General features: G+C 66.9%; 12 protein-coding genes. All 12 read right to left on the bottom strand.

Features of this window, described 5'->3' with window-relative positions; all coding sequences use genetic code 11:
- Window positions 1-816: a triose-phosphate isomerase gene (gene tpiA, locus ABIB26_RS08270; RefSeq protein ID WP_354241265.1), complete on the bottom strand. Its 816-nt coding sequence runs from the start codon at window positions 814-816 to the stop codon at window positions 1-3.
- A gap of 142 nt (window positions 817-958) precedes the next feature.
- On the bottom strand, window positions 959-2,185 hold the full coding sequence (locus ABIB26_RS08265) for a phosphoglycerate kinase (RefSeq protein WP_354241263.1): 1,227 nt from the start codon (window positions 2,183-2,185) through the stop codon (window positions 959-961).
- A 10-nt stretch (window positions 2,186-2,195) separates the two neighbouring features.
- Window positions 2,196-3,206, bottom strand: coding sequence for a type I glyceraldehyde-3-phosphate dehydrogenase (gene gap / locus ABIB26_RS08260; protein ID WP_354241261.1), 1,011 nt, complete (start codon window positions 3,204-3,206; stop codon window positions 2,196-2,198).
- A gap of 266 nt (window positions 3,207-3,472) precedes the next feature.
- Window positions 3,473-4,096: a superoxide dismutase gene (locus ABIB26_RS08255; RefSeq protein ID WP_354241259.1), complete on the bottom strand. Its 624-nt coding sequence runs from the start codon at window positions 4,094-4,096 to the stop codon at window positions 3,473-3,475.
- 178 nt (window positions 4,097-4,274) lie between these two features.
- Window positions 4,275-5,255, bottom strand: a complete 981-nt coding sequence (gene whiA, locus ABIB26_RS08250) for a DNA-binding protein WhiA (protein ID WP_354241257.1) — start codon at window positions 5,253-5,255, stop codon at window positions 4,275-4,277.
- 10 nt (window positions 5,256-5,265) lie between these two features.
- Window positions 5,266-6,285 carry a gluconeogenesis factor YvcK family protein gene (locus tag ABIB26_RS08245; RefSeq protein ID WP_354241256.1) on the bottom strand — a complete coding sequence of 340 codons (1,020 nt, stop codon included), beginning with the start codon at window positions 6,283-6,285 and terminating at the stop codon, window positions 5,266-5,268.
- Window positions 6,285-7,208 (bottom strand): RNase adapter RapZ, encoded by a 924-nt coding sequence (rapZ, locus tag ABIB26_RS08240; protein WP_354241254.1) that lies wholly within the window; start codon window positions 7,206-7,208, stop codon window positions 6,285-6,287. Before rapZ ends, ABIB26_RS08245 begins: the two co-directional genes overlap by 1 nt.
- A gap of 927 nt (window positions 7,209-8,135) precedes the next feature.
- Window positions 8,136-8,441, bottom strand: a complete 306-nt coding sequence (locus ABIB26_RS08235; RefSeq protein ID WP_354241252.1) for a response regulator transcription factor — start codon at window positions 8,439-8,441, stop codon at window positions 8,136-8,138.
- A gap of 769 nt (window positions 8,442-9,210) precedes the next feature.
- A complete protein-coding gene (uvrC, locus tag ABIB26_RS08230; RefSeq protein WP_354241250.1) occupies window positions 9,211-11,232 on the bottom strand; it encodes an excinuclease ABC subunit UvrC in 2,022 nt (673 codons plus the stop codon).
- Window positions 11,233-11,274: 42 nt separating this feature from the next.
- Window positions 11,275-11,943: a lysophospholipid acyltransferase family protein gene (locus ABIB26_RS08225; RefSeq protein ID WP_354241249.1), complete on the bottom strand. Its 669-nt coding sequence runs from the start codon at window positions 11,941-11,943 to the stop codon at window positions 11,275-11,277.
- Entirely contained in the window at window positions 11,930-12,718 is a 789-nt protein-coding gene (locus ABIB26_RS08220; RefSeq protein ID WP_354241247.1) for an HAD hydrolase-like protein, read from the bottom strand. The genes ABIB26_RS08225 and ABIB26_RS08220 overlap by 14 nt, the downstream gene beginning before the upstream one ends.
- A gap of 169 nt (window positions 12,719-12,887) precedes the next feature.
- Window positions 12,888-15,788, bottom strand: a complete 2,901-nt coding sequence (gene uvrA / locus ABIB26_RS08215; protein WP_354241387.1) for an excinuclease ABC subunit UvrA — start codon at window positions 15,786-15,788, stop codon at window positions 12,888-12,890.
- Between the last annotated feature and the right edge of the window lie 117 nt (window positions 15,789-15,905).

Below are 15,905 nucleotides of genomic sequence, written 5' to 3'. Positions count from 1 at the left end.
CTAATCCGTCAGCAGGTGACTCTCGAACCTCACAATATTAGCAAACTCGGCAGCATCAAGGCTGGCACCGCCGACAAGCAATCCGTCCACGTCGCGTTCCTTGAGGATGGACGCCGCGTTGTTGGCCTTGACCGAGCCGCCGTAGAGCAGCCGGGCCTTGGCGGCGACGTCCGCACCGAAGAGGGTGGACAGCTCGGCGCGGATGGCGGCGCACATTTCCTGCGCATCCCCGGCACCGGCGACCTCGCCGGTTCCGATGGCCCAGACCGGCTCATAGGCGACCACGAGCTCGGCGGCCTGCTCCGGCGTGAGGCCTGCGACGTCGGCGCGGAGCTGGGTGAGGCTGTGCTCGACGTGGGTGCCCGCCTGCCGGATTTCGAGGCCTTCGCCGACGCAGAGCACGGGCGTGAGGCCGTGGCGGAAGGCGGCCTTGGTCTTGGCGTTCAGCAGCTCATCGGACTCCTGGTGGTGGGTGCGGCGTTCGCTGTGGCCCACGAGGACGTACTGGCAGCCGAGCTTGGCGAGGAACTGCCCGGAGATGTCTCCGGTGTACGCGCCGGAGTCGGACGGGGAAAGATCCTGGCCGCCGTAGACAAGCTTCAGCTCATCGCCCTGGACGAGGGTCTGGACGCCGCGGAGGTCCGTGAACGGCGGGAAGACGGCAACCTCCACCCGGCTGTAGTCCTGCTTGGCGTCGGACAGTGTCCAGGCCAGCTTCTGCAGGAGGGTGATGCCCTGGACATGGTCCATGTTCATCTTCCAGTTGCCTGCGATGAGGGGCGTGCGGTCAAACGTGCCGTTGGTTGACGTTGTCACATGGTCTCCAAAGAGGTGCGGATCGAAAGAGGCGGATCGAAAGAAGCAGGTCGAAAGAATCAGTCAGCGAAGCAGCCGGCAGCGCGCCCGAATAGTTGCGGACCCGCGTTGTGCGGTACGGGCGCGCCGCCGGCTGGATTGCTTAGCGGTCCAGGACGGTCAGTCCGGGGAGTTCCTTGCCTTCAAGGTATTCCAGGCTGGCGCCGCCGCCGGTGGAAATGTGGCCGAACTGGTCATCGGCGAAGCCGAGGGTCCGGACTGCCGCTGCGGAGTCGCCGCCGCCGACGACCGTGAACGCCTCCGTCTCCGTGAGCGACCGGGCGATCGCGCGGGTGCCGGCCGCGAATGCCGGGAACTCGAAGACGCCCATCGGACCGTTCCAGAACACCGTCCTGGCACCCTTGATACGTTCCGCGAAGGCCGCTGCCGACTCGGGGCCGATGTCCAGGCCGATCCCCCGGGGGCCGAAGCTGCTGTCCTCGATCGCCTCCGCCCGGACCGTCTCGTGGTCCGCGTCGGCGGCGAACTTGCTGGCCACCACTACGTCGGTGGGGACCACGAATTCGGTTCCGGCGTCCGCGGCGCGCTTGAGGTAGTCCTGGACCACCGGAATCTGGTCCTCTTCCAGCAGGCTGCCAGCCACCTTGTGGCCCGCCGCGGCGAGGAAGGTGAACAGCATGCCGCCGCCGACCAGGATGGTGTCCGCCTTGCCGATCAGGTTGTCGATCACGGCGAGCTTGTCCGAGACCTTGGAACCGCCGAGCACCACCACGTAGGGGCGCTGGGTGTCGGTGGTGAGCTTGCGCAGCACCTCGACCTCCGTGCGGACCAGGTCGCCCTGGTAGGACGGCAGCCGGGCCGCGACGTCGTACACGCTGGCATGCTTGCGGTGCACGGCGCCAAAGGCATCGTCCACGAAGGCGCCGCTGGCTCCGGTGAGGGCCACCAGCTCATCCGCGAAGGCGCCACGCTCGGCGTCGTCCTTGGACGTTTCGCGGGCGTCGAAGCGCACGTTCTCCAGCACGAGGGCTTCGCCGTCCAGCAGCGCCGCGGCGAGTTCCTTCGCCGAGTCGCCGACGGTGTCCTTCGCGAGGGAGACCTTGAACGAGGCAAGCTCGGCCAGCCGCGACACAGCGGGCTTGAGCGAGTACCTCTCTTCCGGGGCGCCCTTGGGGCGGCCGAGGTGCGCCGTGACCAGCACGCGGGCACCGGCGTCCGTAAGCTTCGCCAGCACTGGCAGGGAGGCCTTGATGCGGCCGTCGTCAGTCACTGTAGAGCCGTCGAGCGGCACGTTCAGGTCACTTCTGACCAGAACGTACCGCCCGCGGACACCATCAGCGATCAGTTCGTTGAGGGTGTGGAATGTCATGTGTCTTACCCTAGCCCAGCTTGGCTGCGACAAGCTCCGTCAGGTCCACGAGGCGGTTCGAGTAGCCCCATTCGTTGTCATACCAGGCAACAACCTTGACCTGGTTGCCGATCACCTTGGTAAGGCCGGAGTCGAAGATCGACGACGCCGGGTCGCCGACGATGTCCGAGGAGACGATCGGCTCGTCGGTGTAGGTCAGCAGGCCCTGGAGCGCCTCGGTCTCGGAAGCTGCCTTGAGGGCGGCGTTGACTTCCGCGACCGTGGTTTCGCGGGACACGGTGACGGTGAGGTCCGTGGCCGAACCGGTCGGGACCGGGACGCGGATGGCGTAGCCGTCGAGTTTGCCCTTGAGCTCCGGCAGGACCAGGCCGATTGCCTTGGCCGCACCCGTGGAGGTGGGGACCAGGTTGATGGCGGCGGCGCGGGCGCGGCGGAGGTCCTTGTGCGGGCCGTCCTGCAGGTTCTGGTCGGCGGTGTAGGCGTGGATGGTGGTCATCAGGCCGCGCTCGATGCCGAACGAATCGTTGATGACCTTGGCCAGCGGGCCGAGGCAGTTGGTGGTGCAGGACGCGTTGGAGATGATGTGGTGCGCTGCCGGGTCGTAGAGCTCGTGGTTGACGCCCATCACGATCGTGATGTCCTCACCCGAGGCCGGAGCGGAGATCAGGACCTTTTTGGCGCCGGCGTCGATGTGCTTCTGCGCGTCCGAGGCCTTGGTGAAGAAGCCGGTGGACTCGATGACGACGTCGACGCCCAGCTCGCCCCAGGGCAGCTTGGCCGGATCGCGCTCGGCGAGGACCTTGATGATGTTGCCGTCGACGACGATGTTGCCGTCCTTGACCTCGATGGTCTCCTGCAGGCGCCCGCCGACGGAGTCGTACTTGAGCAGGTGGGCGAGGGCTTCCGGGCTGGTGAGGTCGTTGACGGCAACGATCTCCAGGTCTGCCCCCTGGGCCAGGGCGGCGCGGAAGTAGTTGCGGCCGATGCGGCCGAAGCCGTTGATACCAATACGGGTGGTCACGTTTTCAGTCTCCTTGGTGCTTTTGCAAGCACGACTAGTTGAGTCGGGCGTTCAAGCCAACTAACAGATCCCGCACGCCATTGGGCAGAGATGATTACCAGATCGGAGGGCGACCAGCCACATTGCTGAAGGCTAACCGCCTTCCGTGACCTATCTTACGTTTAACTAAGCCTGCCCCCGCAAGTGCGGGGGCAGGCCGTCCACGATTCGGCCTCAACGGCGCGAAATGTGAGCTTTGTTACAACCGGATGTGCACTACACCACCCTTAGAGGGTAATGAGCCCGGTGGCGTTCCTGCGGGCCCCGTCGAACCGCTTGGCGACGTCGGCCCAGTTGACGATGTTCCAGAAGGCCTTGACATAGTCTGCCTTGACGTTGACGTAGTCCAGGTAGAAGGCGTGCTCCCACATGTCCAGCATCAGCAGCGGGGTGGTGCCCAGCGCGACGTTGCCCTGCTGGTCGTAGAGCTGCTCGATCACGAGGTTTCCGCCGATCGGCTCGTAGGCCAGGAAACCCCAGCCGGAACCCTGCAGGCCGAGGGCCGCCGCGCTGAACTGGGCGCGGAAGGCGTCAAAGGAGCCGAACGCGTCGTCGATGGCGGCCGCGAGCTCGCCCTCGGGCTTGTCGCCGCCGTCCGGGGAAAGGTTCTTCCAGAACACGGAGTGGTTGATGTGGCCACCGGTGTGGAAGGCGAGGTCCTTGGACAGCCGGTTGATGTTGGCGAAGTCGCCCTTCCCGCGGGCTTCGGCGAGCTGGGCCAGGGCGTTGTTGGCGCCCGTCACGTAGGCGGCATGGTGCTTGCTGTGGTGCAGCTCCATGATCCTCGCGGAAATGTGGGGCTCCAGCGCGGCATAGTCATAATCGAGGTCTGGCAGTACGTACTCGGTCACAAAGTCCTCCAATGTCGTGGACGGGTTGTCCGGTTCGGTAACTCTCGGATGGTGCATCCGGATGGTATGTCACCCGGACAGTTGTGGGGAATCCGGAATCCGGTGGGCATAACCTCCGGCGTCGCTGAGGTATTTCCGCCGTCTGGATCCGATTCGGCAATTGTTTCTGCGGGAGAGGCTACTCGTCCAGCATGTCCGGAGTCACATTGGCCTCCGTGCCGGGGATGCCAAGGTCCTGGGCCCGTTTGTCCGCCATGGCCAGGAGCCGCCGGATCCGGCCGGCCATGGCGTCCTTCGTCATCACGGGATCGGCAATCCTGCCGAGCTCGTCCAGGCTGGCCTGTTTGTGCGCCACGCGCAGTTCGCCCGCGTACTTGAGGTGCTCCGGGACGTCGTCGCCGAGGATCTCCAGGGCACGGTCCACGCGGGCCCCCGCGGCCACTGCGGCCTGCGCCGAGCGGCGCAGGTTGGCGTCGTCGAAGTTGGCCAGCCTGTTGGCGGTGGCCCGGACTTCCTTGCGCATCCGGCGTTCTTCCCAGACCATCAGCGCGTCGTGCGCGCCCATCCGGGTCAGCAGCGCGGCGATGGTGTCGCCGTCGCGGATCACGACGCGGTCCACTCCCCTGACCTCGCGGGCCTTGGCCTGGATGCCGAGGCGGCGCGCCGCGCCGACGAGGGCCAGTGCCGATTCCGGCCCGGGGCAGGTGACCTCCATGGCGGAGGAGCGTCCGGGTTCGGTGAGGGAACCATGGACGAGGAAGGCCCCGCGCCACACTGCCTCGGCGTCGGAGGCGGAACCGTTCACCACCGCCGAGGGGAGGCCGCGGACCGGGCGCCCGCGGGCGTCAAGGAGGCCGGTCTGGCGGGCCAGGGCCTCGCCGTCGCGCACCACCCGGACCACGTAGCGGCTGCCGCGGCGCAGTCCCCCGCCGGAGACGACGATGATTTCACTCTGATGCCCGTAGACCTCGGCGATGGCCGCGCGCAGCCGGCGGGCGGTCGAGGCGAGGTCGACTTCGGCCTCGATCACGATCCGGCCGGAGATGATGTGCAGTCCGCTGGCGAAGCGGAGCATGGCCGACACTTCAGCCTTACGGACCGAGGACTTCTTGATGTCCAGCCGGGAAAGTTCTTCCTTGACTGATGCTGTCAGTGCCATGGCACCTTTCTTAACTGTTCCCGAAAATGTCATGGTAAGCCGTTGCCAGACGCAGCGGGTCGTGGATCGGCCGGCGGCTCGACGCCCCCACTTTACCCAACACCACCTCGGCACCCAGCATCCCGGCCGCCCGTTCGAACTCGCGGAGGTCCGGGACCGACGCCGGATCGGCCAGGACGACGTCCACCGTGAACTCCGGGGCGTACTGGCGCAGCACGCGCAGATGGTCGGCGGCGGTCATCCCCAGGGTTTCCTTGGTGTCGGTGGCCAGGTTCATGGTGAGGCAGCGGCGGGCCGCGGTGTTGCACAGCGCTTCCCGCATTTCCGGCAGCAGCAGGTGCGGCAGCACCGAGGTGTACCAGGACCCCGGGCCTAGGATCACCCAGTCCGCCAGTTCAATGGCGGTGAGGGCCTCGATGCAGGCCGGGGCGTCCTCGGGCAGCAGGCGGACCCGCTCCAGCGACCCGGCCACAGCGCATTTCGCCTGCCCGCTGAGGGTCTGCAGCACCGAGGTGCCGTCCGGCGCGGTGACGCGGACCTGGCCTTCGATGGTGAGCGGCACGCTCGACATCGGCAGGACCTCGCCGCGGGCGCCCAGCAGGGCACCCGCCCACTTGAGGCCGGCCACGGTATCGCCGAGGAGCTCCCAAAGAGTCACGATCAGCAGGTTGCCCATGGCGTGTTCGTCGAGCGAACCGCCGCGGCCCTTGCCCGGCACGAAGCGGTGCTGCATGACGTCACGCCAGGTGCGGCCCCAGTCCGTGTCGTCGCACAGCGCCGAGAGTGCCATCCGGAGGTCGCCGGGCGGGAGGACGCCGTACTCCTCGCGCAGCCGCCCCGAGGAGCCGCCGTCGTCCGCCACGGTGACGATAGCGGTCAGTTCGGAGGTGAGCAGGCGCAGGGCGGACAGCGAAGCGGACAGGCCATGGCCGCCGCCGAGGGCCACCACGGAAGGACCCTTGTCCTGCTGGCTGGCGAAGGCGGCGCTGGCCGGCGGGACGAGCGGCAGGGGCCCGGTGAGCAGCGCCATTATTCGCGGCCCAGGTCCCGGTGCGTCGTGGTCACGGTGACGCGCGGATACTGCGCGAGCCGGCGGGAAAGCTCGACGGCGACCGCCACCGAGCGGTGCTTCCCGCCGGTGCAGCCGATGGCGATCGTTGCGTAGTGCTTGTTCTCGCGCCGGTAGCCGTCCAGGACCGGTTCCAGGGCCAGGACGTAGCGCTCGACGAAGTTGCTGACCCCCTGGGCCTCAAGCACGTAATCGCTCACGTCCTGATCCAGGCCGGTGTGCGGGCGCAGCGCCGGGACCCAGTGCGGGTTCGGAATGAAGCGGGCGTCCGCGACGAAGTTGGCGTCCACGGGAAGGCCGTACTTGAAGCCGAAGCTCATGACGTTCAGGCGCAGCGCGACGGGGCCGGTTTCGCTGAACAGCTCCGTGATCGCGGTAGCCAGTCCGTGCACGTTCAGGGCCGAGGTGTCCAGCACAATGTCCGAGGAGGTCCGGAGCTCGTGCAGCAGCTCGCGTTCGGCGGCGATCCCGTCGAGGATCCTGCCGCCGCCCTGCAGCGGGTGCGGCCGCCGGCCCTGTTCGAAACGGCGGACCAGGACGTCGTCGTTCGCGTCGAGGAAGAGTACGCGGAAGGTGACGCCACTGGCCTCAAGGTTGCGGAGGGCGGCGCGGATGTCCGGGAAGAGCTCCTTGCCGCGGACGTCCATCACGACGGCGAGCTTTGAAATGGAGCCGGGCGCATGGGAGACGAGTTCGGCCAGGGTGCCGAGCATCTGCGGCGGGAGGTTCTCCACGACGTACCAGCCGTGGTCCTCCAGCGCGTCCGATGCTGTGCTCCGGCCTGCTCCCGACATCCCGGTCACCACCAGCAGTTCCGCCTCGACGGGTTTGACCGGCGTCATGCCGTCCGTCTCCGTGCCGGATCCTGCCGTTGACTCTGCCATCTGTGAAGCCCCGTTCTGCTGCGAAATTCTTTGTTGTCACGTCTTAGTTGTCACGTCTGTGTTTTCACGTCTGTGTTGTCACGGCCCTGCGGCGTCCGCCGCAACCGAATGTGCCGTTTCCCAAGTCCTTACCCTAGCTAAGTTTGCAGGGGCTAGCTAAGTTTCGAGGATTTCGCCCAGCGTTGGCGCGGCTTTTATGGTCTTACCTCGATATGACTTCCGTTGTGGGCAGGAGGCAGCCGGGCTGCTGGGCTGCGCAAGGGACACCTTCGGGTCACTGCCGAACGCGATTTACGGTCTGGAGACCCATCTTCACCGGCGTTGTCTTCCAGGCTTTGGCCGGGGAACCGCGGGCCGAGTGCACGCGGGCCTTGCGGGCGGCAGTGCGGTGTTCATGTCCGGATGTCCCAGCAGCGGCATCCGGTACCAGCCGGGCAACGCCTCTACCGCCGATCACCCAGTAAATGTTCATGGTCCTCCCAGCCGGCAGTTGGAGCATGAAGGCATGTACTTGGTCGATACCAGAGACTACGAACACCGGTCCCCGCACTTGGGCAGCTGGTTCCGAACGATGATCCGTCGGCATCTGATCACCAGGGACCCCCATCTCAATTGCTCTCGCTTCGATCATTTCGACGGCCTGCCAGGACCAACCGGGAGCACTTACAGGAAGCGCATGGCCAGCGGGCTGGAACGGGCATGGCGGAACGGCGAAATCTCCTACCAGGACGCCTGCAATGGGATGGAAGAACTTGACGGGGAACCGTGAAGACCACTGATCGGCTGCTCAATGTCGGCGTTCGACTGGGGCGTCCTCTGCTGAAACCGGTATCCCGGGGTGCACTACCCCAGCGGGGTGATCGGATCCGTCCTCATCAGCCGCGCACCTTCCTTGATTCAGGTGATGGGCTCGATGACCCGAAACGGCTACGTCAGATAATCATCGGCGCCGGACTCCAGCCCGAAGACCACATCCAGGACCTCCCTCCGCGCCGTCAAAACCACAATGCCGGCGCCAGGCAAAATGCTCCGAAGTTCCCGGCAGAAACCGAAACCGTCGCCGTCCGGCAACCCCAGATCCAACAGCACCAGATCGGCTCCCGCGGCCGCGGCCTCAGCCAACCCGCCGCCACCGTTCAGCTGCCACTGGACGGTATAGCCGTTGGCGCTCAACGCGGACACCAGAATGCCGCCAATGGTTTGGTCATCCTCAATTACCAGGATTCTGGACATACCGGAAGTCCAGACTCCGGAGGCGCCGGACCGGGTAGTGTCCGGAGGCAGTCAGACGCCGCTAACTTTTCGGCGCCTACGGCACCATTGGCGGTAGACGAGGCGGCGGAGAGCGATAGGAAAGACGCCGATAACGGCGCAGACGTCGCCTAGCTAGCCAGCTAAGTTTGCCTCAGGCTAGTAGGCATTTTCGTTAGTTCGCCGGGGGTTTAGGTCCAGGCGGCGGGGTGGCCGGGCTCAAGGGCATGCCGCGCGCCGGGGTCGGCGGATGGACGGCTCCGGTTGTGCCCGGTCCCGGGCGCGAGGATTGGGCATGTCCTCCCGGGAAGTAGCCCGACGCCCGGTCCGGCCACCGGAAACGCCCCACGCACCCCTGCCGTGACGTTCCTGCCCGGTTGCTTGCCGCCCGACCGCCTGCCTGCCGTGGCGAACCTCGGATTCCCGCGGGCGGTTTGCGCGCGGCGCCGAAGCAACCGGGGAGGAACGTCACGCTGACTGCCCGCGTCCACGTGCCCAGTATCCGGCCAGGGAACGTCACGGTGTCGCCGGTCCCGGGCGCGAGGACTGGGCGGTCCTCCGGAGAGTAGCCGATCCCGCAGCGGAGCCACCGCAAATGCTCCCGGGATCCGGACATGCCCTCCGCCGGTGCCGGCAGATGGACATTTTGCGATTGTGTCCGGTCCCGGGCGCGACGAATGGGCATGTCCTCCCGACCCGAAGCGGTCCTGGCCCTCTGAACCCACGACGAATTTACGAAAATGACCACTAGCTAAGTTTCGAGGATTTCGCCCGTTGTCATATTGATGGCGGGTACGGTGGCGGCCTCGGACCCGTCCTCCGCATTGAAGTGGCGCACGATCGCCGAGGCCAGGGACGGCCCGATCCCCTTGGCGACCGTGAGTTCATCCGCCGTCGCCGCCTTGATGCTCTTGACCGAGCCGAACTGCGCCAGGAGCGCCTTGCGCTTGGAGTCGCCGAGGCCAGGCACGGCGTCGAGCGCGGACACGGTCATGGCCTTGCCGCGTTTCTGCCGGTGGAAGGAGATCGCGAAGCGGTGTGCCTCGTCGCGGACGCGCTGCAGCAGGTACAGCCCGGCCGAGGCACGCGGCAGGATCACCGGGAAGTCGCTGTCCGGCAGCCAGACCTCTTCGAGCCGCTTCGCCAGGCCGACGACGTACACGTCCTCGATCCCCAGCTCGGCCAGCGCACGGGCTGCCGCGTTGACCTGGGGCTGGCCGCCGTCGACCACCACGAGGTTCGGCGGGTAGGCGAACCTGGTCCGCGGCGCCGGCGTCGTGGTGTCCGCAAGCGCGACCGCCACGGCAGCCTCCACAGCCGCCCGGTGGCCCGGCTGGTGGCCCGTCATCCGGGCCGCCTCCGCCTGCTCGGCCTTCTCCTGGAGATAATGCCGGAACCGGCGGGTCAGCACGTCATGCATGGCTGCCGTGTCGTCATTCGCGGCGGCGCCGGTGACGGAGAACTTCCGGTAGTCGGATTTCTTCGGCAGACCGTCCTCGACCACCACCATGGAACCGACCACATTGGTGCCCTGGACGTGCGAGATGTCGAAGCATTCGATCCGCATCAGCGCCACGGGCAGGTCCAGGGCCTCCTGCAGTTCCTGCAGTGCCTGGGACCTCATGGTCAGGTCGCCGGCGCGCCGGGACTTGTGCAGCTTCAGGGCGTGTTCGGCGTTCTCCCGGACGGTGGACATGAGGGTGGCTTTGTCGCCGCGCTGCGGGACGCGGACGTCCACCCGGGCCCCCCGCAGTCCGCTGAGCCACTCCGCGAGCTGCGCCGCGTTGCTGGGTTCCGCTGGGACCAGGACCTCGCGGGGCAGCCGGCCCTGGCTGCCGGCTTCGTCCCCGTACACCTGCTGGAGGAGATGCTCCACCAGGTCCGGGGTGGTGGAGTCCTCGACCTTTTCCACCACCCAGCCGCGCTGGCCGCGGATCCGGCCGCCGCGGACATGGAACACCTGCACGGCGGCTTCGAGCTCGTCCTCGTGCAGGGCGAAGATGTCCGCGTCCGTGCCCTCCGCCAGCACCACGGCGTTGCGCTCGAAGACCTTCTTGAGTGCCACGATGTCGTCCCGGAGGCGGGCGGCGCGCTCGTAGTCCAGCTCGGCGACGGCGGCGGCCATCTCCTTTTCCAGCCTCGCGACGAAGGGTTTGGCTTCGCCGCCCATGAAGGTGCAGAGGTCCTCGGCCAGGGCGCGGTGGTCCTCGGCCGAGATGCGGCCCACGCAGGGGGCCGCGCACTTGTCGATGTAGCCGAGCAGGCACGGCCTGCCGCTGGACTCGGCCCGCTTCAGGACACCGGCGCTGCAGCTGCGGACGGGGAAGACGCGCAGCAGGGTGTCCAGGGTGTCCCGGATGGCACCTGCGGTGAACGGGCCAAAGTAGCGGGTGCCCTTCTTGCGTTCGCCGCGCAGCACCTGGACGCGGGGGTACTTCTCCCCCATGGTGACCGCGAGGTACGGGTAGCTCTTGTCATCCCGGAACATGACGTTGAAACGCGGCTTGAATTCCTTGATCCAGGTGTATTCCAGCTGCAGGGATTCGAGCTCGCTCCCGACGACGGTCCATTCGACGCTGCTGGCCGCGTGGACCATCGCATGCGTCTTCGGCAGCAGTCCGGCGGGGTTGGCAAAGTAAGAATTCAGCCGCGAACGGAGGTTCTTGGCCTTGCCGACGTAGATGATCCGGCCGTGCGGGTCGCGGAAGCGGTACACGCCCGGGTTGGTTGGAATCTCACCCGTCTGGGGTCGGTAACTCGCTGGATCTGCCACGCTTCAAGTCTACTGAGGCGCCAGGGGTGCCGGGGACAGCGGCTACTCCGCGGCTTTGCTCTGGTTGTAGCTCGTGGAGCGCTCCTGGCCGCTGAGCTCCGCGATCGCGTCCATGATGCGGTCCGTGGCCTGGCGGCGTGCCGGCAGCGAATGGTCCGGTCCGGTCTTATCGAAGTAGAGCGGCTCGCCGACCTTCATGGTGAAGTGCTGCGGCTTGACGGATTTGCTGTCCGCCGGCTGCAGGTTCTCGGTGCCGATCAGGCCGACCGGGATCACCGGGGCGCCCGTGGTCAGGGCGAGCCAGCCGACGCCGGTGCGGCCGCGGTACAGGAGGCCGTCACGGGAGCGGGTCCCTTCGGGGTAGATGCCGATGCCCTTGCCCTCGTCCAGGATCGCCAGCAGCGTCTTCAGCGCCTGAACGCTGGCGGCCTGCTCGCCGCGCTCAACCGGGATCGAGCCCACGGCCTCGAAGAAGGACTTCATGACCTTGCCCTTGACACCGCGGGTGGTGAAGTACTCGGCCTTGGCGAAGAACCCCACGGGGCGCGGCATGAGGGCCTGGACGATCACGCTGTCCAGGAACGAGAGGTGGTTCGGTGCCACGATGAACGGGCCCTCCGCGGGCACGTTTTCAAGACCGATGACGGTGGGCCGGCAGGTCGAGGTGACAAGTCCCCGCGTGGTCCAGCGGATTGCATCAAACATTGCCATCGGTGGGCACCTCGTCCGGGGCAACAGTTGTGGGGACGGTCCTCGCCGGTACCGACGTCGAACCGGCGGACCTCGAAGCGGCGGACGTCGGAGTCGCGGTGCGGGCAGCGTCCCGCCTGATGATCGACTCGTGCAGGGCCGTGGCGGTCTGAACAATCTCGACGGCGCCTGCCTCGTCGAGTTCGCCGTCGGCAGCAAAGCCCCAGCCGACGCCGATGCACTCAAGGCCGTTGGCCGCTGCCCCGGCCACGTCCTGGGCGCGGTCCCCCACCATCACGGCGTACGGCGTGCGGAGGTCGGACAGGGCGGCGGCAACGATGCCGGCCTTCCCGGACGGTCCGCCGGCGGCCCCGGCCTCATCGGCGGCGGAACCGCGGATGGTGTGAAAGAGGGCCGCGATGCCATGGTGTTCCAGCACGGTCCGTGCCAGCCCCTCCGGCTTCTGCGTGGCGACGGCGACCGGACGCCCGGCGTCGACGAAGGATTCCAGCAGTTCCCGGACGCCCGGGTAGAGCCGGCCTTGCGCGATGCCGGTGGAGACGTAGTGCGCACGGTAGATCCGGACAGCGTTTTCCAGCTGCGCGGCCGGGACCCCGGCGATCTCGGTGAGGGAATGGCTGAGTTTCGGCCCGATCATCGCGTCCATCCGGGCTTTGCCGGGGACGGCGATTCCGAGCTCCGTGAGGGCCGCTGCGATTCCGTCCGATATCCCCCCGGCGGGATCGACAAGAGTGCCGTCCAGGTCAAAGATCACGGGCACTGTTGTTTGGGTCACCGGCCTAGTTTCTCACGAGTGCCGGAATGCCAGAAACTCGCATACCCCGAAGGGAATACATCAGGCCGCGCTTTTCGCCCGGCTGACACACAGGGAATGCCCCGGCGCTACGGGAATTCCCGGTAGCGCCGGGGCATGTGCGCGTCACACGGCAGATCGCGCGTCGGGCTCAGGCCAGGATATCGGCGAGGAAGGCCGCCGTGTAGCTCTCTGTCGACTTGGCCACCTGCTCCGGCGTGCCGGAGGCGATGATGCGGCCGCCGCCGGACCCGCCGTCGGGCCCGAGATCCACGATCCAGTCGGCGCTCTTGATGACGTCGAGGTTGTGCTCGATCGTGATGACGGTGTTGCCCTTCTCCACGAGGCCCTGGAGCACCAGGAGGAGCTTCCGGATGTCCTCGAAGTGCAGGCCCGTGGTGGGTTCGTCCAGCACGTAGACGCTGCGGCCGTTGGAGCGCTTCTGCAGTTCCGCCGCGAGCTTCACGCGCTGGGCCTCGCCGCCGGAGAGCGTGGTGGCGGGCTGGCCCAGCCGGACATAGCCGAGGCCGACGTCGACGAGGGTGGACAGGTGCCGGGCGATCGGCGAGAACGCCGCGAAGAACTCGGCGCCCTCCTCGATCGGCATGTTCAGGACATCGGCAATGGTCTTGCCCTTGTAGTGGACTTCCAGGGTTTCCCGGTTGTAGCGCGCCCCGTGGCAGACCTCGCAGGGCACGTAGACGTCCGGCAGGAAGTTCATTTCGATCTTCAGCGTGCCGTCACCGGAGCAGGCCTCGCAGCGGCCGCCCTTGACGTTGAAGGAGAACCGGCCCGGCTGGTAGCCGCGGACCTTGGCCTCGGTGGTCTCGGCGAAAAGCTTGCGGATGTTGTCGAACACACCCGTATAGGTCGCCGGGTTGGAGCGCGGCGTGCGGCCGATGGGGCTCTGGTCGACGTGCACCACCTTGTCCAGGTGCTCGAGGCCCTGGATGGACTTGTGCCGTCCGGCCACCTGCTTGGCGCCGTTGAGCTTGTTGGCCAGCACCTTGTAGAGGATCTCGTTGACGAGGGTGGACTTGCCGGAACCGCTGACGCCCGTCACCGCGGTGAAGAGGCCCAGCGGGAAGGTTGCATCCACGTTCAGGAGGTTGTTCTCCTTGGCGCCGATGACCTTCAGTTCCCGCTTCTTGTCGTACTTGCGGCGCTTCTTCGGGATCTCGATCCGCCTGCGGCCGGAGAGGTAATCGCCGGTGAGCGATTCCGTGTTTTCCAGCAGTTCCTTGTAGGACCCGGAGTGCACCACCATGCCGCCGTGTTCGCCGGCGCCGGGTCCGATGTCCACCACCCAGTCGGCTTCCTGGATGGTGTCCTCGTCGTGCTCCACCACGATCAGGGTGTTGCCGAGGTCCCGCAGCCGGGTGAGCGTCTCGATGAGGCGGCGGTTGTCCCGCTGGTGCAGCCCGATGGACGGCTCGTCCAGGACGTAAAGGACGCCCACGAGGCCGGAACCGATCTGGGTGGCGAGCCGGATGCGCTGGGCCTCGCCGCCGGACAGCGTGCCGGAGGGCCGCTCCAGGTTCAGGTATTCCAGGCCGACGTCGAGGAGGAAGGTCAGCCGGGCCTGGATTTCCTTCAGGACCTGGTGCGCGATCTGGGCCTCGCGGTCCGTCAGCACGAGGTTGTCCAGGAAGTGCGCGCATTCGCGCATCGGCAGCGCGGCGACCTCGGCGATGTTCTTGCCGTTGATCAGCACGGACAGCGACGCCGGGTTCAGCCGGGCGCCGTTGCAGGCCGGGCACGGGATCTGCCGCATGTATTCCTCGTAGCGGTCCCGGGCCTTGTCCGAGTCGGTTTCGAGGTGTTTGCGGTGCACGTACTGGATGACGCCTTCGAAGCCGGTGCTGTACTTGCGTTCCCGGCCGAAGCGGTTGCGGTACTGCACCACCACCTTGTGGTCCTTGCCGTGCAGCACGGTCTGGCGGGTGTCCTCGGAGAGCTTGTCCCACGACGTCTTCATCGAGAAGCCGAGTTCCGTGGCGAGTCCGCCGAGCAGCCGGCCCCAGTATTCCGACGTCGCCGTCCCGAGGGACCAGGGCGCGATGGCCCCCTCCGCCAGGGAGAGTTCCCCGTTCGGGATGATGAGTTCCTCATCGACCTCCAGCTTCGTGCCGATGCCGCTGCAGGCGGAGCAGGCGCCGAAGGGGTTGTTGAACGAGAAGGAGCGCGGCTCGATCTCGTCAATCGCGAGCGGGTGCTCGTTGGGGCAGGCGAGGTGCTCGGAGAACGCCCTGACCCGCTCCGGGTCGTCCTCGTCGAGGTCGACGAATTCGGCCAGGATCCGGCCCTCGGCCAGCCCGAGCGCGGTTTCCACCGAGTCGGTGAGGCGCTGGCTGATGCCCTCCTTGACCACCAGGCGGTCCACCACAACCTCGATGGTGTGCTTGAACTGCTTGCCGAGCTTGGGCGGATCGCTCAGCTGGATCAGCTTGTCGTCCACCCGGGCGCGTGAATAGCCCTTGGCCGTGAGCTCCTTGAACAGCTCGACGAATTCACCCTTGCGGCCGCGGACCACGGGGGCCAGGACCTGGAAGCGGGTGCCCTCCGGCAGTTCCAGCAGCTGGTCCACGATCTGTTGCGGGGTCTGCTTCGTGACAGGCTCCCCGCAGACAGGGCAATACGGGCGGCCGACGCGGGCCCACAGGAGGCGCATGTAATCGTAAATCTCGGTGATGGTGCCCACGGTGGAGCGGGGGTTCTTGCTGGTGGACTTCTGGTCGATGGACACCGCGGGCGAGAGGCCTTCGATGAAGTCGACGTCGGGCTTGTCCACCTGTCCCAGGAACTGCCGGGCGTAGGCGGAGAGCGACTCGACGTAGCGGCGCTGGCCCTCGGCGAAGATCGTGTCGAAGGCGAGGGACGACTTACCGGAGCCGGAGAGCCCGGTGAAGACGATCATGGAGTCCCGCGGCAGGTCGAGGTCCACGTTGCGCAGGTTGTGCTCGCGGGCGCCCTTGACGACGAGCCGGGACATGTCCGGACGCTTCACCTCGGGGCGGGATTCGGCCGCGCGGCCCGGTTTTGCGGAGCCCATCGGAACGGTACTCATCGGAACGGCGGGCTGGTCATCAACGGCTGGATCTTCAGCTACGGCTTTAGGCACGCTACCAATGCTAATCGAAAACTTCTTCGAATATCTATTCCCGGCTGT

The organism is Arthrobacter sp. UYEF20, from assembly GCF_040546335.1.
Lineage (GTDB): Bacteria > Actinomycetota > Actinomycetes > Actinomycetales > Micrococcaceae > Arthrobacter.
Note: the sequence above shows the minus strand (reverse complement) of the source record. Positions and strands in the feature narration are given on the sequence as shown.